This window comes from Mycobacterium hainanense, assembly GCF_041890355.1.
GTDB classification, from domain to species: domain Bacteria; phylum Actinomycetota; class Actinomycetes; order Mycobacteriales; family Mycobacteriaceae; genus Mycobacterium; species Mycobacterium hainanense.
Genome location: NZ_CP169059.1, coordinates 3,722,579 through 3,740,373 on the forward strand (window position 1 = coordinate 3,722,579; position 17,795 = coordinate 3,740,373).

At 68.9% G+C, this 17,795-nt stretch carries 19 protein-coding genes; 10 read left to right on the plus strand and 9 right to left on the minus strand.

The window, feature by feature from the left end:
* Positions 1-6: 6 nt before the first annotated feature.
* From ACEL92_RS17115 to ACEL92_RS17125, 3 genes are all read right to left on the minus strand, one after another.
* Positions 7-1,323, minus strand: coding sequence for an acyltransferase (locus ACEL92_RS17115; RefSeq protein ID WP_374021915.1), 1,317 nt, complete (start codon positions 1,321-1,323; stop codon positions 7-9).
* 158 nt (positions 1,324-1,481) lie between these two features.
* Complete coding sequence (locus ACEL92_RS17120) at positions 1,482-1,775, minus strand: YiaA/YiaB family inner membrane protein (RefSeq protein ID WP_374021916.1); 294 nt, start codon at positions 1,773-1,775, stop codon at positions 1,482-1,484.
* A 196-nt stretch (positions 1,776-1,971) separates the two neighbouring features.
* Positions 1,972-3,042, minus strand: coding sequence for a permease (locus ACEL92_RS17125; protein ID WP_374021917.1), 1,071 nt, complete (start codon positions 3,040-3,042; stop codon positions 1,972-1,974).
* Between the two features lie 109 nt (positions 3,043-3,151).
* Here ACEL92_RS17125 and ACEL92_RS17130 point away from each other — a divergent pair, with 109 nt between their 5' ends.
* Together ACEL92_RS17130 and ACEL92_RS17135 are read left to right on the plus strand one after the other, a co-directional pair.
* A complete protein-coding gene (locus ACEL92_RS17130) occupies positions 3,152-3,958 on the plus strand; it encodes an SGNH/GDSL hydrolase family protein (protein ID WP_374026249.1) in 807 nt (268 codons plus the stop codon).
* A gap of 36 nt (positions 3,959-3,994) precedes the next feature.
* Complete coding sequence (locus ACEL92_RS17135) at positions 3,995-4,660, plus strand: DedA family protein (RefSeq protein ID WP_374021918.1); 666 nt, start codon at positions 3,995-3,997, stop codon at positions 4,658-4,660.
* 10 nt (positions 4,661-4,670) lie between these two features.
* Here ACEL92_RS17135 and ACEL92_RS17140 read toward each other — a convergent pair whose 3' ends face one another.
* Entirely contained in the window at positions 4,671-5,291 is a 621-nt protein-coding gene (locus tag ACEL92_RS17140; RefSeq protein WP_374021919.1) for a TetR/AcrR family transcriptional regulator, read from the minus strand.
* 153 nt (positions 5,292-5,444) lie between these two features.
* Between ACEL92_RS17140 and ACEL92_RS17145 the strand changes: the two genes are divergently transcribed.
* A complete protein-coding gene (locus ACEL92_RS17145) occupies positions 5,445-5,882 on the plus strand; it encodes an anti-sigma factor antagonist (RefSeq protein ID WP_374021920.1) in 438 nt (145 codons plus the stop codon).
* A gap of 39 nt (positions 5,883-5,921) precedes the next feature.
* A complete protein-coding gene (locus ACEL92_RS17150; RefSeq protein ID WP_374021921.1) occupies positions 5,922-7,004 on the plus strand; it encodes a glutamate--cysteine ligase in 1,083 nt (360 codons plus the stop codon).
* Positions 7,005-7,149: 145 nt separating this feature from the next.
* Here the strand turns inward: ACEL92_RS17150 and ACEL92_RS17155 are convergent, their stop codons facing one another.
* The 3 genes from ACEL92_RS17155 to ACEL92_RS17165 form a co-directional block, all read right to left on the minus strand.
* The gene (locus ACEL92_RS17155; protein ID WP_374021922.1) at positions 7,150-7,935 is read right to left on the minus strand and encodes a sulfite exporter TauE/SafE family protein; all 786 of its coding nucleotides are present in this window, start codon (positions 7,933-7,935) and stop codon (positions 7,150-7,152) included.
* 65 nt (positions 7,936-8,000) lie between these two features.
* A complete protein-coding gene (locus ACEL92_RS17160; RefSeq protein WP_374021923.1) occupies positions 8,001-8,933 on the minus strand; it encodes a catalase family peroxidase in 933 nt (310 codons plus the stop codon).
* A gap of 17 nt (positions 8,934-8,950) precedes the next feature.
* Positions 8,951-9,739, minus strand: a complete 789-nt coding sequence (locus ACEL92_RS17165; protein WP_374021924.1) for an SDR family NAD(P)-dependent oxidoreductase — start codon at positions 9,737-9,739, stop codon at positions 8,951-8,953.
* Positions 9,740-9,933: 194 nt separating this feature from the next.
* Between ACEL92_RS17165 and ACEL92_RS17170 the strand changes: the two genes are divergently transcribed.
* Entirely contained in the window at positions 9,934-10,512 is a 579-nt protein-coding gene (locus ACEL92_RS17170; RefSeq protein WP_374021925.1) for a hypothetical protein, read from the plus strand.
* A 37-nt stretch (positions 10,513-10,549) separates the two neighbouring features.
* Here the strand turns inward: ACEL92_RS17170 and ACEL92_RS17175 are convergent, their stop codons facing one another.
* Positions 10,550-11,194, minus strand: a complete 645-nt coding sequence (locus ACEL92_RS17175; RefSeq protein WP_374021926.1) for a carboxymuconolactone decarboxylase family protein — start codon at positions 11,192-11,194, stop codon at positions 10,550-10,552.
* 93 nt (positions 11,195-11,287) lie between these two features.
* On the opposite strand from ACEL92_RS17175, the gene ACEL92_RS17180 reads away from it, so the two are divergent.
* Positions 11,288-12,847, plus strand: a complete 1,560-nt coding sequence (locus tag ACEL92_RS17180) for a long-chain-fatty-acid--CoA ligase (protein ID WP_374021927.1) — start codon at positions 11,288-11,290, stop codon at positions 12,845-12,847.
* Positions 12,844-13,632 carry an MBL fold metallo-hydrolase gene (locus tag ACEL92_RS17185; RefSeq protein ID WP_374021928.1) on the plus strand — a complete coding sequence of 263 codons (789 nt, stop codon included), beginning with the start codon at positions 12,844-12,846 and terminating at the stop codon, positions 13,630-13,632. Before ACEL92_RS17180 ends, ACEL92_RS17185 begins: the two co-directional genes overlap by 4 nt.
* Here ACEL92_RS17185 and ACEL92_RS17190 read toward each other — a convergent pair.
* Positions 13,627-14,466 (minus strand): enoyl-CoA hydratase/isomerase family protein, encoded by an 840-nt coding sequence (locus ACEL92_RS17190; RefSeq protein ID WP_374021929.1) that lies wholly within the window; start codon positions 14,464-14,466, stop codon positions 13,627-13,629. The two genes, ACEL92_RS17185 and ACEL92_RS17190, sit on opposite strands and share 6 nt — an antisense overlap.
* A gap of 116 nt (positions 14,467-14,582) precedes the next feature.
* On the opposite strand from ACEL92_RS17190, the gene ACEL92_RS17195 reads away from it, so the two are divergent.
* The 3 genes from ACEL92_RS17195 to ACEL92_RS17205 all read left to right on the plus strand — a co-directional run bounded on the left by ACEL92_RS17195 (position 14,583) and on the right by ACEL92_RS17205 (position 17,791).
* Positions 14,583-15,452 (plus strand): formylglycine-generating enzyme family protein, encoded by an 870-nt coding sequence (locus ACEL92_RS17195; RefSeq protein ID WP_374021930.1) that lies wholly within the window; start codon positions 14,583-14,585, stop codon positions 15,450-15,452.
* 222 nt (positions 15,453-15,674) lie between these two features.
* A complete protein-coding gene (locus tag ACEL92_RS17200) occupies positions 15,675-16,379 on the plus strand; it encodes a GntR family transcriptional regulator (protein WP_374026250.1) in 705 nt (234 codons plus the stop codon).
* A 59-nt stretch (positions 16,380-16,438) separates the two neighbouring features.
* The gene (locus ACEL92_RS17205; RefSeq protein ID WP_374021931.1) at positions 16,439-17,791 is read left to right on the plus strand and encodes an arylsulfatase; all 1,353 of its coding nucleotides are present in this window, start codon (positions 16,439-16,441) and stop codon (positions 17,789-17,791) included.
* Positions 17,792-17,795: the final 4 nt, after the last annotated feature.

The window sequence follows — 17,795 nt, forward strand, 5'->3', positions numbered from 1 at the left end:
CTGCGGCTAGCCGCGAATGGTGGTTAGGCGCGTCGCCGGTGCGCCGGCCACCACGCGGGCACCGACCAACGCGGTCACCATCACGGCCATCCACACCAGGCCGTCGTCCTTGAGTCCCCACCTGATGGCGGCGAGGATCGCCACGCCCGCCACGCACAACAGGCCGCCGACGGCCGCTCCGCGCCCGCGCCCCGGCACCGTCGGAGCGCCGTCCCAGCCCGAGAGCGGGTTGTTCTCCAGCGGGCGCAGCGCGACGAAAAGCACCGCCACCGCGACGATCACGACGAGCAGCTGCGCGAGGCTGACGGCGAGGAAATCCGGCGCGCCCGGGTAGCGAGGGCAACCGAGGCAGTCGAAGACCAGATGCACGCCCAGCAGCACGGGCATGTGCCACAGGTACAGGGTCATGGCCCCGGAGTTACCGATCGCCGTCCACCACCACACCCGTGGTCGCCGGGCCCAGCGCGCGATCGCCGGCGCGGCCGCAATCGCCAAGGCGCTCAGGATGATTGCGTGGCCCGCCAGCAGCAGCGAGGGCGGGCTCGTGTTGGAGAGTTGGTGATCACCGGTGCCGACCATGCTGATCTGGTACGGGCCCCAGGCCACCAGTGCGACGTCGACGGCGAACGCGATGGCCGCGACGGCCAGTGCGGCGCGCCCGGTGAGCAGCCGGCGGCGGTAGGCGATGCCGAACATGGCCGGGATGAGCCAGACGGCCAGGTTGAGGTAGCCCAGCGGCATCATGGCCGGCCAGTGCAGCCGGATGGCGTCGATCGCCGCGATGGCCCCGTAGACACCGACCACAGCGGCGGCGAGACGCCCCGCGGTGGTGATGCGGTACAGCATCGGCATCGCAGCCAGCACAAGCACATAGGCACCCAGGAACCACAGCAGCTGGGTGCTGACACCGGCCACCGGCTCGTAAATGTGTTGCGGCAGCACCCGATACAGCACCGTCAGCACCACGGCCCAAAACGCCAGGTAATAGAACACCGGCCGGAACAGCCGGGTGCAGCGTTTCATCAGCCAGTCGCCCCAGTTCGTGCCCGCGGACCACGACGACAGGCAGGCCGCGGCGCCGGCGAAGAAGAACAGCGGCATGATCTGCAAGAGCCAGGTCGCTGCTTGAAACACCACCGAGGTGGTCAGCAGGTTGTCCCAGATCAAGACGTGGTTTTCGATGATGCTGATGGCCATCACGGTGTGGCCGAGCACCACGCCGATCAACGACGTGATGCGGATGACGTCCAGGACGCGGTCGCGGTCGGCCGGGGTGGCCGCCGCCACCTCGGCGACGTCGGGGAATCTGGTGCGAGCTGCCATGGGATGTTACCGGGCCTTTCGGGAAAGCCGTTGCGGGGGAATGATTTAGGCGGCGCTGCCTATGGGACGTGCTAACTCGGATGCCACGAAACCAGCATCGCCGGTCGCGCTGGGTCTGCGCCCGCGCAGTTCTACGCGTCGGGCCTGAGTAGTACTACTCAGTTCGCGGTGGCGTTGAGCGGGTCGTAGTCGGCGAGCAGTTTCTCGATGCGCGCTTCATCCAGACGCACGCGCACCGTCGCGGCCTCCTGCTGGTCGCGGATAACCTTGGCCAGGGTGAACGCGCTCGACACCAAGAATAGGAAGGTGATGCCGAGGAAGCCTCGCTGCCAGGCGTCGAGCGGGAGTAGGTAGATCCCGCCGAGCGCGGTCACGAAGCTGATCGCGAACGCGACGGCGGCCTGAACGAAGAACGCGGCAGTGGTCTTGGACATGCTGTTGGGAACGGTCATAGCAAACAGACTGCGGCACAGCGCTGCTCGCCGGATCCGTAAGACTACTCAGATTCGCGGTTGCCGGCTGGCTGAGCTTGCGTCACAGACGCGTGTTGTCGACCGACTCGATCGGATACTGCGGCACAAGCGAATCGACCGAGCCGTCATCGCTCTTTCGCGCCATGACAGTGAAGGTACTCGGGCTGGTTGCGACTTACAGCAAGCTGAGCACGGCGGCGCCGAGGAGTCCCGCAGCGACCACCATGCCGGTCGCGGTCGCGGTGGCCTTCCACCCGAAGCTGCGGGCGACCATTGCGGCGCCCGGAATGCTCACCGCCGGAAGGGTGATCAGCAGCGCGCCGATCGTCCCCGATGACGCGCCCAGCAGGGCCAGGCCCTGCAGGATCGGGATCTCCCCCGCCGTCGGGATGACCATGAGTGTGCCGGCGATCGCGATGACCACGACCAGCAACAAGCCATGGTGCGCCGGTTGCCCCAAGGTGAGCAGGAAACCGCGGAACGCCCCGACCACGAGCACCAGGACCGCGTACTCGGGCAGCAAGAACAGCACCAACCACAGCAGTGCCCGCACGAACCTGCGCGGCCTGCCCGTGCGCTCGTCGTCGACCGGCCGCGCGGTCGCCGGCGCCGGGCCCCCGGCCGGTCCGGAGAGCCATCCCACCGCGGCGCCGACGCCCAGCACGGTCGCGATGCCGACGACCGCCCTGGTCAGGCTCCACTGCCAGGGGGCGACGAAGAGCAGGAAAACCAGCACCGCCGGGTTGAGCAGCGGGTTGCCCAGCCAGTAGGCGATGGCCGCCGCGGGCGTGACGCCGTTGCGCCGCAGGGTGACGGCAACCGGTGCGGCGCAACACGTGCACATCATCGTTGGCATGCCGGCGGCCCCGCCGGCCAGCGCGGTGGACAACCGACCGTGTCGGTTCAACGCGCGTGGCAGCCAGGACCGCGGGATCAGCGCCTGCACCGAGGCGCTGATCAGCAGCGCGGCCACCAGCGCCGGCCAGATCGAGGCCACATACGCGTGGAAGAAGGTCGCCGCGGCGTGCCAGGTGGGGCGATCGCCGGGGTGCACGCCGCCCACGGTGAGAACGCTCGACCCCGGCCAGTGGTGGGTGCGATGGGCCGTCGCGGCCTTGCCCGCGTAGGGCAGCCACTTCGCCCACAGGAGCCCCACCACGAACAGGGCAAGGGCGACGAGAACACCGGCCGCGACGTTCGCCCGCCGGCCGGTGTGAATTGCATTGCCCTTCAAAGGCATCGCCATGCCCCCAGACGCTAGTCGACGGACCGCGATCCTTCTCGGGCGCGTGGGTGGCCGCGCTTCACGCACCGGGGCGGCGATCGCTACTATTCTCGGCTTCGTGTACGGGGCTATGCCTTGCGGATATCGCCGTTACGTCGCCATCGGGGACAGCCAGACCGAGGGCTTATGGGACGGCGACGACGTCGTCGGCCTCCTGGGGTTTGCTGACCGGCTCGCCGCGATGCTCGATTCGCTTTATCCGGGCCTGCACTACGCCAACCTGGCGATCCGCGGCAAGCGGATCGCCGACGTCTTGCACGAGCAGGTTCCGCAGGCCCTGGCGATGCAGCCGGACCTGATCACCGTCTGCGCCGGGATGAACGACGTCATTCAGCCGGGCCGGTCGTTCGGCCCCGCGCTGGCCGACCTCGAACACGTCTACGCCGCGCTGGCCAGGTCCGGGGCCACGGTGGTGACGACGACCTTCCCGAACGTCGCGCAATTCCTGCCGCTCGGACGGCTGGTCTCGGGCCGTCTCGCCCGCATCAACGCGGCGATCACCGCGGCCGCCGATCGCTACGGGTTCGGGCTCGTCGACCTGTACAACGCGCCCTCGATGCGCGAGTTGGACACCTGGGCCATCGACCGGGTGCACGCCTCCACCAAAGGGCACATGCTGTTCGCCGCCGCGGCCGCCGAGGCCCTGAATCTGCCTGGCAGCAACCATGATTGGGCCCACGCCAGCCCCGAAGCCAGGCGGCGGTCGCTCAGCGCCGGCGCGTACGAACAGCTGCGCTGGACGCAGGACAGCTTCTTTCCCTGGATCTGGCGACGGCTGCGCGGCCTGTCGTCGGCCGACGGGCGGGAACCCAAACGTCCGCAGTTGGAGAGCCTGAGCACGCCGAGCAGGCCGGCCGACGCAAACCGGAGGGTTTAGGGGGCACATCGCTGGGCGGTCAGGCATCCTGGACGCATGGACGTGGAGGCTTTGCTGCATGCGATCCCACCGCTCGCGGTCTATCTGGTGGTCGGCGGTGTGGTCGGGCTCGAGAGCCTGGGAATTCCGCTGCCCGGCGAGATCATCCTGGTCAGCGCGGCCCTGATGTCCTCGCACGACGACCTGCCCGTCAACCCGATCGGTGTCGGCGTCGCCGCGGTGATCGGCGCCGTGGTGGGCGACTCGATCGGTTACACGGTCGGGCGCAAGTTCGGCATGCCGCTGTTCGACCGCCTCGGCCGGCGGTTCCCCAAACATTTCGGTCCCGGACACGTCGCGTTGGCCGAAAAGTTGTTCAACCGTTGGGGAGTTCGGGCGGTGTTCTTCGGCCGCTTCATTGCGCTGTTGCGGATTTTCGCCGGGCCGCTGGCCGGGGCGCTGAAGATGCACTATCCGCGTTTCTTGGCGGCCAACGTCTCGGGCGCCATCTGCTGGGCCGGCGGCACCACCGCGCTGGTGTACTTCGCCGGGATGGCCGCCGAGCGCTGGCTGGAGCGGTTCTCCTGGATCGCGCTCGTCATCGCGATCGTCTGCGGTCTGATCGCGGCCTTCGCGCTGCGGGAACGCACCTCCCGGGCCATCGCGGAACTCGAGGCCGAGCACAACCGCAAGGCGGAGAACACCGCGGCCGACGCGGCCTGACTTCAGCGGCTCAGCTGGCCGCCTCGCCCAGGTCCTCCGGCGCCACCGGCCGGTGCTCTTCGATGAGGCCGACCGCCATCCGGCGGGCCCGCAACGCCGCGTCGCTGTCGCCCACCGCGGCCAGCACGATGGCGCCCTTCATCAGGATGTGCCAGGACGAGGCGAAGTCCTCGACGTCGATCAATCCCGCCGCTACGGCGCGCTGGCGCACGATGTCGCGCACGTGGTCGATGTGGACGATGCAGGCCTGCCCCGCCGCGGAATCGGCGCCGAGCTCGAGCAGCACGTTGATGAACGAGCAGCCCTCGTAGCCGTCGCGCAGCTGGATCCAGTCGTGCATGACGTCGAAGATCGCGAGCAACTGTTCTTCGGGCGTCTCGCCGCGCTGACGGGACTGTTCCTCGATCAGGCCGTGCGTCCACAATTCCTCGCGCCGCTGCAGCACGGCCAGCACGAGGTCGTTTTTGGTGGCGAAATGGCGGTACAGGGTGGCCTTGGCGACGCCGGCCCTCTCGATCACCTCTTCCGTGCCGACAGCACGGATCCCACGCCGGCTGAACAGGTCATATGCGGCGGTCAAGATGCGTTCACGAGCCGACGCAGGAGGCGTTCCGACGTCGGGAGTTGTCATAACAACGCACAACATACTCTTAGCCAGGACATGTAGACAGACCGACCTGTCTTGTTATAGAAATGAGATTCGCACTCCGCGAGAGTCTGTCTTCAGACGGCAGGACGGGCATCCATCGCAGCGTCGTAGACGCGAGTCGATTAGGAGGCCACGATGAGCTCGGCCATTGCAGAACCCATGACAACTACCCACCTCATGCTGAGCACCAAGCTGGTTTATGAGTTGGGCGATCCGAACAGCACGCTGCGCGCGACCGCCGATCGCAGCGGACCGGCGGTGCTGATTTTTGCGGGCGGGGAGATCGACGCTTGCAATGAGCACACCTGGCGTCAGCTGATCAGTGAGGTCGCCGGCATCGTGGCGGCGCCGGGCCCCCTGGTGGTCGACGTGACTGGCCTGGAATTCATGGGCTGCTGCGCCTTCGCGGTGCTGGCCGACGAGGCCAAGCGCTGCAAGGGTCGCGGCGTCGAACTGCGCCTGGTCAGCCGCGAACCGATCGTCGCCCGCATCGTCGACGCGTGCGGCCTGTCCGCGCTGCTGCCCATCTACCCGACCGCTGACTCCGCGCTGGCGGCCGCTGCCCGTTGGTGACGGGACAGCACCGGCACTGAGCGGCCCTCCCCTGACTGAATGAGCGATCCGCCCACCTTCGGCGCGGAGGAAGAATTCCTGCTCGTCGACCGGCGAACCGGCGAACCGGCTCCGCGCAACAGCGATGTGGCCGCCGCGGCCAAGCGCCGGGGCGTCGAGCTGGACCTCGAATTGGCCAGCTGCCAGGTGGAGACCACGTCCAGCGTCGTGGCGAGCAGCTCGGAACTCGGCGAGGAGCTGTCCCGGTTACGGCGCACGGTCGCGCAGGCCGCCGAGTCGGTGGGGCTACAGCTGCTCGCGACCGGGCTGCCGCCGGCTACGCCCCACGAGTTCCCCGTCACCGACACCCCCCGCTATCGCAGGATCGGCGCCGAGTACGGGATGGTCGCGCACGAGCAGGGCATCTGCGGCTGCCACGTGCACGTGCAGGTTCCGGACCGCGCGGCCGCCATCCACGTCAGCAACTGGCTGCGGCCGTGGCTGCCGTCATTGCTTGCGCTGTCGGCGAATTCGGCGATCTACCGCGGCGCCGACAGCGGCTACGCCAGCTGGCGCAGCGTGCTGTGGCGGCGCTGGCCGGTGGCCGGGCCCCCGCCCTTCTTCCCGTCGCCCGAGGACTACGACCGCACCGTCGAGATGCTGATCGACAGCGAGATCATCCTGGATCACAAGATGGTCTATTGGGATGTGCGCCCGTCGGAGAACTTCCCGACGATCGAGGTGCGGGTGGCCGACGTGCCGGCGACCGTGGCCGAGACGGTGTTGCTGGCCACCCTGGTGCGGGCCGCGGTGATGACGGCGCTCGAGGACGACGAGGTCGGGCGGCTCGCGCCGGCGGCCCTGCGCGCGGCCTACTGGAAGGCAGCCCACGACGGGCTCGCCGGACGCACTCTCGACCTGGTCCACGGCCGCGGATCCGTGCCGGCGCCTGAGCAGTTGCGCGCGCTTGTGCAGCGCGTGCGGCCGGCGCTGGAATCGCTCGGCGAATATGACCGCGTCACCGGCGAACTCGACCGCGTCGCCGCCCGGGGCAACGGGGCGATGCGCCAGCGGCGGGCGTGGCGCAAGCGCGGCGAGGTCAGGGACGTCATCGACGAGGCGGCCGCCGCCACGCTGGACTGAAACTGGTTGCCGCGCTTCCGGTCAACTTGAGCGTGCGTTCAGGGCGGCGACACGCCGGGCGGCCCCGCCCTGGGCGCACACTCAAAGCCGTGCACGCACACTCGATGCAGCCAGCCCAGCGCGAAACTGGTTGCCGCGCTTCCGGTCACGCCACGGCGACCAGGCGATACAGCCCGATCAGGCCGACCACCACGATCGTCGCGCGCAGCGCGTTGCCCGACAGTCGCCGCCCGTAGCGCGCTCCGATCAGTCCGCCGACCAGCGAGCCCGCCGCGATCAGCCCGGCGGCCGGCCAGCTGATCCGGTCGAACGCCACCAACGTATACGCCACGGCGGCAACCACATTCACCACCAGCGTCAGCAGGTTCTTGGCGGCGTTCATCCGCTGCACCGACTCCGGCAGCAGCGCGCCCATCACCCCGACCAGCAGGATGCCCTGGGCGGCGGTGAAGTAGCCGCCGTAGACACCGACGGCGAACGTGCCGACCACCAGGACGGCCATCCGGGCGGGGGTGATGTGTTCGGGTGAGCGGCCAGCCACCTCGGCCCGCCGGCCGGTCCACGCCTGGATTCGCGGGCCGAGGACCACCAGCACCAACGCCAGTACCAGCAGCACCGGCACCACCTCGGCGAAGACCTTCTCCGGCAGGTGCAGCAGCAGGAAGGCACCCAGCACAGCGCCGGCCAGTGAGGCGGGCAGCTGCCAGCGCAGGCGATTCCATTGGCCGCCCAATTCCGCGCGGTAGCCCCAGGTGCCCGAAACGCTGCCGGCGACCAGGCCGGTCGCGTTCGACATGGTGGCGGTGACCGGCGGAAAGCCGAGGGCGACCAACGTCGGGAACGTGATCAGCGTGCCGGACCCGACGAGCGCGTTGATGGCCCCCGCGCCGAACCCGGCCAAACAGATCAACAGCATGTGGAAAGGCGACACTGAAGAAAAACCTTAGCCTGCCGCCGGTTTCGGCCCGCGGGCGGCCGCCGGATACCGCTCGCCGGTCAGGCGGAAGGCGCCTCGGCCCCGCGGTCGACGCCGGTGCGCAGCTTGACCGACGCGGAATAGGCGAGCGTCCGGAAGTGCAGGACCGGGTCGTCGGAGGGCTCGATGCCATCGGTCACCCGCATCGGGTCGAACACGACGATGTCGCCGCCGTGCTCGCGCTGGGTCTCCAGGCCGGTGATCTCGATGGTGCCTACGGTCGCGATCTGCGTGCTCTGCCATGCCGCGGACGGGTCGACCGTGGAGTCGGTGGGCCCGGCGATCTGTACGCGATATTCGAACCGCACCGGCCCGCTGTCCAGGCGCGCGGTCAGCTCGTCGGTGAGGAAGTCCGCACCCTGGCCCTGGGCGGCCGACGCGGACAGGTAGTCCTGCGGGGCCGCCGGAACCAGGTGGTAGCGAACGAATCTGGCGCTGCCGTCGGCGGCGACCCAGCGGAAGGCGTGCAAGCCGTGGTACTCGGTCGTCGCGTAGCTGGCCGGGATCTTGTTGGCGTCGCGCACCACCGGCAGCGCCCCGAGCAGCCGGGGATGGGTGAGGAAGTATCTGGCCATGCGCAACGGCGTGGTCAGGCCCGGCCGCATCGCCTTGAGCAGATCGACAAACCCGTCGGGTGTGCTCGAGACGAACAGCCGGGCGGTCTGCGTCGACACGTCGGTGGTGGAGCCGTCCGGCAGGGTGAACTTCACCGCCATGCCGCGGATCCCGGGCACGTTGTCGCGCTGCTTGGGATTGCCCGCGCCGTTGGAGAAGCGGATCAGCGCCGGGACGGTCGAGCCGTCGAGATGCTTTGCGCGCGAAAGCATCACCGCGTCGGGGGTTGCGGTGAACGTGCCGCGGTAGAGCGTGCCTTTGGCGTGCAGCGCGCGACAACCCGGCTGTGCGCCGCCGGTGCCCCGGATCGCCTCGATCGCCTCATCGGGAGTGACCATGGGCGAATCTTAAGGCCCTATTCGGGAAAGCCGAAGAGTTTCACGACACCGTGGTCGCGCCCGGCGGTGTAGCCGCCATCGACGGCGATGGCCTGGCCGCTGACGAAGGAGGCGTCGGGCGACAGCAGGAACGCCGCCATGGCCGCGACCTCTTCCGGCCGGCCCAGCCGTTGCAGGGCGTGTTCTTCGGTGATGGATCGCAGCGGGCCCTCCATGCCCGGCAGGCCGAAGACGCTTTGCGCCATCGGCGTTTCGATGAAGCCGGGACAGATGGCGTTGGCGCGGATGCCGCTCGGCCCGTAGTCGAGCGCGATGTTCTTGGTGAGCAGGACGACTCCGCCCTTCGCCGCGTTGTACGAGCTGCCGCCCGCCGTGCCTTCCAGCCCCTCGACGCTGGCGACGGTCACCAGCGAACCCCGTTCGCCGTCGATCCGTGGCTGCTCGATCATCCGCGCCAGCGCCGCCTTGGCCACCAGGAACGTGCCGGTGAGGTTGATCCCGATCACCCGGTCCCACTCGGCGCGGTCAAGCAGATGGACCGGGCCTCCGCCCGCGACTCCGGCGGCGTGCAGGACGCCGTCGAGGCGGTCGGGCACGGCGGCCAGCACCGCGGCGATGGCCGCTTGGTCGGTGACGTCGGCGGCGACGAACGTGAACCCGGGCCCCAGGTCGGGCGCGGCGGCCAGGTCGGCGCCGATCACCGTGCCCCCTTCGGCCAGGAGGCGCCTCGCGGTCGCCAGGCCGATTCCGGACGCGGCGCCCGTCACGACGAAGGTGCGGGAGCGGGCACGGTCCGGGTTCGCCACGTCTGGTCCCCTCGGTCGAAGGTCGGTTGGGCCGCAGCCATGTTGACACACCGGCCCGCCGCCGAAGCCGGTTTCGATAGAGCAGAGCTATCAGCAAATTGTGGCGCGGTCTTGGACACCGGCCCGCGTGCGGGAGATTGTTAGACCAGCGGGCGGATCTCCCTTTCGCCCAGAGCCGGATCAGGAGCCAGCACATGTCGACACCCAAACCAATACGTCCGCGGCGGGTGGCCGCCGCCCTGGCCGTTGCCACCGCTGTGATGGCGGGGGCGACCGCCCTGTTTCCCACCGTCCATTCGGCGCCGGTGCGACTCGCCTCGGCCGAACCGGTCGAGGTTGCCGACGGCGTCTCGATCGTGCCCGCGCCGGGCTGGGCAGTCGGGCACCGCGGCCCGAATTGGGTGGCGCTTACCAACGCCGACGGCAGCGCGCAGCTGCGGGTCGCGGTGAAGCCCGCCGGCACGACGGATGTGGGCGCTGTGCTGCAGGCCGACATGGACGAGTACGCGTCGTCGTCCGGCCTGGGCGACATGAAGAACCTGACCGCCCCGAACACGCAGCCGCTGCAGAGTGCCAACTTTCAACAGCAAGCGTCCATCGACTACACGGCCGACGTGCCGGCCCCGCAGGGCCCCATTCCCGTCCTCGGGACCTTCACCGAGCTGTTGAACACGTCCAATCAGCGGTCGGCGTTCATCGACTTTCGGCAGAACAACAACGCGACCCCGCAGGCCGTGGACGACGGCGGGATGATGATCCGATCGATGGAATGAGCGCTGCGGCTCCGCTGAAACATCAACGGGCGCAGCGCTAGCCGAGACCTTCCTCCCTGCCCGGCACCGACGCATCGAACGCGTTCAGCGTTATGCCGACCATCGAGAAACATCCCACCAGGAAGACGATCTCGGCGAGTCCCTCCGCACCGAACGCATGTCGCGCTGCCTGGTACGTCGTCTCCGGAAGCGCGCCGCCCCGGTTCAACGCGGCCGCCATGTCATACGCGGCACCTTCGTCGGCGTCGAGGTCGTGGGGACGTTCGCCCGCGGCGATCGTCGCGATCTTGCGCTCGGCCAGGCCCGCCCGCCGGGCGAAGTACTCGTGCCCATAGATCTCGTAGCGAGCGCCGAACTTGGCGGCGGTCACCAGAATCACCAGCTGATGGACGGTGTCCGGCAGCACGCTGTGCTCCCAGAGCGCTTTGTTGAATGCCCACGCCGGCTTTCCGAATTGCGGAAAATGCAGCCAGCCGTTGAAGGGGCCGATCAGGGCGCCATCCTCGCGGCGGGCGACGAGTGTGCCGAAGTTGCGCTCGATCACCGCCGCCATGTCGTCATAAAGGCGCTTTTGCTCGGCGCTCAAGCTGGGCGGTGGCAGCAGCGGCAGGCGTGTCTTGTCGGGCATAACCTGATCGTGCACCGGCGTCGGCGGCCAATGCCAGGACTTGTTGGTGACCACTGGTAGGCGAAACCTTCCAACAGAACTGGCAGGCCGCGTGCGCGGGCGCGGCCGCGTATCAGAAACTGGAACAAACCGACCTCGGAGGGTTTCATGCCACCAGCCGACACCACGGCGAACACCACGGAAACGCTCGCCGGATTCGTCGATCGGCATGCACAGCAGCGGCCCGACGCCGTCGCGATCCGCTACGGCGAATTGCAGTGGTCCTGGGCCGACTGGGCCGCGCGGATCCGCCGTGCGGCCGGCGCGCTGCGCGCCGCCGGGGTGCGGCGCGGGCAGAGCGTCGCGTTCCTGGACAAGAACCACCCGGCATGCCTCGAGGTGCTTTTCGCCGCGGCGTCGATCGGGGCTGTGGCCACCGTCGTCAACTGGCGCGTCGCGGGCGACGAACTCGTGCACGTGCTCGACGACAGCGGGGCGCGGCTGCTCTTTGTGGGTGTGGAGTTGCGGGCCGCGGCCGAGGCGGCCGCCGCTCGGGTGCCGGGCGTCGAGCGCATCGTCGTGGTGGACGACGAGTACGAATCGCTGCTGGCCACCGCGTCTCCCACGGAGCGCGACCCCGAAGTGCACGAGAGCGAAATCGCGCTGGTGATCTACAGCTCGGGCACCACGGGGCGACCGAAGGGCGTGTTGCTGAGCCAGCGGGCACTGGTCAACCACGCCGCGAACCTGGCGCCGGCCTTCCCGTTCGACGACGGGGACGCGAACCTCGTCGCGATGCCGCTGTTTCACGTCGGCGGAATCGGCTATGCGCTCTTCGGCATTCGGGCCGGGGTGCCGACCATCATGACCCGCGAGCCCGACGCCGCCGCCCTGATGGGTGCCGTACGGGCCGGCGCCACCCACGCCTTCTTCGTCCCTCCGGTGATCGCCCGGTTCCTCGACGCCGGCGAGGCGGCCCACGCCGCGATCGCGGGCCTGCGCTACATCGTCTACGGGGCCGCGCCCATGCCGCTGCCGCTGCTGCACCGGGCGCTATCCACCTGGCCCGACACGCGTTTCGTGCAGGTGTACGGGCAGACCGAACTGTGCGGCGCGGTCACCGCGCTGAGCGACGACGACCACCGGGATCCCGCTCGCCCGCACTTACAGCTGGCGGCCGGAAAGGCGGTGCTGGGCACCGAGATTCGCGTGGTCGATCCGGAGACGGGCGCCCCGGTGCCCGCAGGGGAGGTGGGCGAGATCTGGGTGCGCAGCAACCAGAACATGACTGGCTACCTGAACCGGCCCGAGGCGACCGCCGAGACGATCACCGGCGATGACTGGGTGCGCACCGGTGACGTGGGGCGCCTGGATGCCGACGGCTACGTCTACATCGAGGACCGCCTCAAGGACATGATCATCACCGGCGGGGAGAACGTGTACGGGCCCGAGGTGGAAAGCGTTCTCATCGAGCATCCCGCGGTCACCGACGCCGCGGTGATCGGCGTGCCCGACGACTTCTGGGGCGAATCGGTCAAGGCGATCGTGGTGGCTGACGGCGAGGTCGATGCGCAGGACGTCATCGATTTCTGCCGTCAGCACCTCGCCGGCTACAAGTGCCCGCGGACGGTGGACTTCGTCGAGTCGCTGCCCCGTAACGCAAGCGGCAAGATCCTGAAAGCCGATCTGCGCGAACCCTATTGGCGCGGGCGGGGACGGGGCATATGAGCGCTGCGGTCGATGCGCGGCGCCGCGATCGTGCGATTAGTGTGCTGGGCGGGCCGACCACCGTGGTCGACATCGCGGGCCGGCGGATCGTGATGGATCCGACGTTCGACCCGCCCGGTGAGCACGCGTACCTGACGAAGCTCACCGGCCCGGCGGTGAGCGCGGAAGCGCTCGGCCCGGTGGATGCGGTGTTGATCAGCCACGACCAGCACCCGGACAACCTCGACGACGACGGTCGCCGCATGGCCCTGGCCGCGCCGCTGGTCCTCAGCCACCCCGGCGGCGCCGCCAGGCTGGGGCCGCCCGCGGTCGGAGTCGCGCCCTGGCACACCTATGAACTGTCCGAATCGCTTGTGGTGCAGGCGGTTCCGGCGGTGCACGGGCCGGCCGACGGCCAGCGCGACGCGAGCGGCCACGTCAACTGCGAGGTGACCGGCTTCGTGCTGTCCGGGCCCGGGCTGCCCACCGTGTACCTCAGCGGCGACAACGCCTCGATGGCGGCGGTCAAGGAGGTGGCCGACCGGGTGGGCGTCATCGACGTCGCGGTGCTGTTCGCGGGCGCGGCCAGCGTGCCGGCCAAGGAGCGCGGCCGGCCGCTGACGCTGACCTCGGCGCGGGCGGCCGCCGCCGCCGAGGTCTTGGGCGCCCGCGTCGTCATACCGGCGCATGTCGACGGCTGGGCCCACTTCAGCGAGGGCGCCGACGAGTTCGCGGCGGCCTTCGATCAGGCCGGGATCCGCGACCGGTTGCGGGTTGCACCGCACGGGGAATGGATCGACTTATAGCCGTCCCTCGACGCGCAGGTCGGGGTGCACCCAGTCGGGCGAGCGGCGCTCCTTGAACGCGCGGAAGCCCTCCCGCGCCTCGGCGTCGCTCAGGCTGCTGGTCATGCCGATGCGGTCGTAGAGGCCCAGATAGCTGTCGATGCTGGACTTGATGACACCGCGGGCCCGGGGCGCGGTCCGACAGCACTGTGCGAGTAGCTCTTTCGCGGTGGCCAGCAGATCCTCGTGCGGCACGACACGGGTGACCAGGCCCCAGTCCAGGGCCTCCGCGGCCGTCAGCACCCGTCCGGTGAACATCAGGTCGCGGGTGCGCACCGGCCCGATGACGCGGGTGAGCATCTGGCTGTAGTAGGTGTCGGCGTAGCCACGGAACAGCTCGGGCACGCGGAAGGTGGCCCGTTCGCTGACCACCGACAGATCACTGCACAGCGCGATCTGGAATCCGCCGCCCTGGCACAGGCCATTGACCGCGGAGACAACGGGTTTGGCCGAGGTGCGCACGGTGTCGAACGGCGTGACGTCCATGCCGAGCGCGCCGCCGAACGTGATCCAGTTGTCCGTGACTCCCCCGCCGCCCATGTCGCCGCCGGGCGCGAAGACGTCACCGGTCCCGGTGATGAGCAGGCCGGCCAGGTCGGGGTCCTCGGCGACACGTCCGACGGCGTAACGGATCCCGAAGTACATGGCGGGAGTCAGGGCGTTACGGGCTTCGGGACGGTCGATGGTGCACACCGCGATCGGGCCGTGGCGTTCCAACCGCAGGTAAGGGGTTCCCAGCCAGTCGTCCTCCGGCGGGCGGGGCGCGTCGTGTGGTGTGGATGGCTGCCGTGTCACGGGACTCCTTCCGCCGGCGCCGCGGGTGGCGCTACCGTCGCTCTTACAGTATCGGCGGGAACGGACTGTCCGTCGGTGGGTCGCCGGGTGAGGGGCAGACCGCATAGCCTGGCGGCATGCTCACCGAGTTGATCGACCTTCCCGGCGGCGCCTTCCTGATGGGGTCCAACGCTTTCTACCCCGAGGAATCACCCGTGCACGAAGTGACCGTGCGCCCGTTTTCGATCGAGCGTCATCCGGTGACGAATGCGCAGTTCGCCGAATTCGTCGACCAGACCGGCTACGTCACCGTCGCGGAGAACGCGTTGGACGCGGCCGCCTTCCCCGGCGTGCCGCCCGAGGAGCTGGTACCCGGTGCGCTCGTGTTCACGCCGACCTCCGGACCGGTGGATCTGCGCGACTGGCGGCGGTGGTGGGCGTGGGTGCCGGGCGCCTGCTGGCGGCGGCCCTTCGGGCCGGGGTCCTCGATCGAGGATCGGCTCGACCATCCGGTGGTGCAGGTGGCCTATCCGGACGCCGCCGCGTACGCGAACTGGGCGGGACGGCGGTTGCCCAGCGAAGCCCAGTGGGAGTACGCCGCGCGCGCCGGCACATCGTCGACCTACGCGTGGGGCGACGACGTCGCTCCCGGCGGTCAGCTCATGGCCAATACCTGGCAGGGCAGATTCCCCTACCGCAATGACGGCGCTCACGGATGGGTGGGCACCTCGCCGGTGGGCACGTTCGCGCCCAACAACTTTGGCCTGGTCGACATGATCGGCAACGTCTGGGAGTGGACGACCACCCGCTACAGCGCCAGCCACCGCCAGGCGCCCAGCTGTTGCCCCACGCCGGCGACCGGTGACCCCTCCGTGATGCAGACACTCAAGGGCGGCTCGCACCTGTGCGCGCCGGAGTACTGCCATCGGTATCGTCCGGCCGCACGGTCGTCGCAGTCCCAGGACAGCGCCACCACCCACATCGGGTTCCGCTGCATCGCCTCCTGACGGGTGGCGAAACACTGCCGATAACGCCGCCGCATATACCCTGGCCTAAGGCGTAACGCGCCGGCGGGGTGGCGTAACATTCCGCTAACCGCCACCCCCGCTCATTGGTGGCACAGTGAGCCCATGCCCCGGCGCCCAAACATTCCTCCTAAGGACTTTCCCCGTCCTGTCACGCGGGAGTACGCCGGTACCCGGGCAGACGCGGCGCGGTGGGTTCGCGACGTGTTGCGCAGCCAGATCCTCGAGGGCGCCTACGGCGGTCTGGCCGCGGCACGCCCGGCGCTGCCGTCGGAATCCGCTCTGGCCGCCGAACTGGGAGTCAGCCGCAACGCCATTCGCGAAGCGCTGGAACTGCTGCGGGGGGAAGGTCTGATCACTCGCGTGCAGGGCTCCGGCACGTTCGTCACGGGCGCGAAATTGCGCCAGCACCTCGACCGGCTCGAAGGGCTTGCGGAATCCCTTGCGGGGCACCGGCTTCCGGTGGACAACAAGGTGTTGTCGGTACGTGAATCCACCGCCACCCCGTTCGTGGCGGCCAAACTGCGACTGCCGGAGAACTCCCCCATCCTGTTCATCGAGCGGCTTCGTTCGGTCGGGGGGCTGCCGCTGTCGCTGGACACCACCTCGCTGCGCATCGGGGCCATTCCGATGGACGCCGAACTCGACAAGCAGGACGTGTTCGCGCTCATCGAGCAGGCACTGGGCGAACGCTTGGGTTGGGCCGAAATCACGGTCGAATCCGTCGTGGCGGACCCAACCACCGCCACACTGCTGCAGATCCGCACCGGTGCGCCGCTGCTGTTGTTGCACCGGCTGACCCATTTGCGCGACGGCACACCGTTCGACCTGGAGACGGTGCGCTATCGCGGTGACCGATGCTCGCTGGTCACCACCGCCACGCGTGAGGACGCACCGCCGCCGCCGTAGTCGGCTGATCCACACCGCGACAACGATTCATCCCGCACTAATCGAGAGGTGGCACCGTCATGCCCGAACAACCCAACATCGTGTACTTCCACGTCGACAACCTCGGCATGGGCGAGCTCGGCTGCTACGGCGGAGGGATCCTGCGCGGCGCCGACACCGCCCGCGCCGACGCCTTCGCCGCCGAGTCGCTGAAGCTGTCGCACTTCGTCGTCGAACCACAGTGCACCCCAACCCGGTCGGCACTGATGACCGGGCGCTATCCCATCCGGTCGGGCAATCACACCATCGCGTTGGGCGGAAACGGTGGTGGGATCGTCGCCTGGGAACGCACCATGGGCGACATCCTCTCCGAAGCCGGCTACGCCACTGCGTGTTTCGGAAAATGGCACATCGGTGCCGAGGACGGCCGTTGGCCCACCGACCACGGCTTCGACGAGTGGTACGGCCCGGCCCGCACCTACGACGAGTGCCTGTGGCCCGACGACCCGTGGTACGACGGTGAGCGCGATGGCTACTCGTACATGTACGAGGGCACCAAGGCCGACGGGGTCACCGCCACCGACCAGCAGCTGACGGTCAAACTCAAGGGTGAGATGGACGGCGAATACGACCGTCGGGCCAAGGCGTTCATGAAACGCAGTGTCGAGGCAGGCAAACCGTTCTACCTGTACCACAACCACTCGTTGATGCACTTCCCGATGGAGGTGCGCGAGGAGTTCAAGGGCAAGAGCACCAACGGCGCATGGGGTGATTCGCTGCTGATGCTCGACCACGACTTCGGCAGCATTCTCGACTATCTGGCCGAGCTGGGCATCGAGGAGAACACGATCGTGGTGTTTGCCGGCGACAACGGCGCCGAAGACCACCTGGTCGGTCGCGGCACCGCGGGCTTCTTCGATGGTTCGTACTTCAGTTCCGCCGAGGGCGGAATCCGCACCCCGTGCCTGATCCGCTGGCCGGGCAAGGTCAAACCTCGCGAGAGCAACGAGATGGTGCACGTCACCGACATGTTCCCGACGCTGCTGCGCTGGGCCGGCTGCGACGTCCCCGACGACCGCATCATCGACGGCATCGACCAGCGCGAATTCTTCGCCGGCGCCGACGAATCCAGCCGCGAGGGTTGCATGGTGTGGCTCAACGAAGAGCTACACGCGGTGAAGTGGTCACAGTTCAAGATCAACTTCAAGCGCCAGCAGCACTTCCATGACCCGGAGATCCCGCTCGGCTTTGCCCGCATCACCAACCTGCTGGAGGACCCGAAGGAACGCGAGGCGGTCAACCAGACGTGGGTGCGGTGGTGGGTGATGCAGCACGCCTACCGGTTCATCCAGGCGTTCGACGAGAGCGTGAAAACCGAGGAGCTGATCCCGGCCGGGGCGCCGCTGGACTTCGTTCCGGCCCGCACCGCCTAGGAGG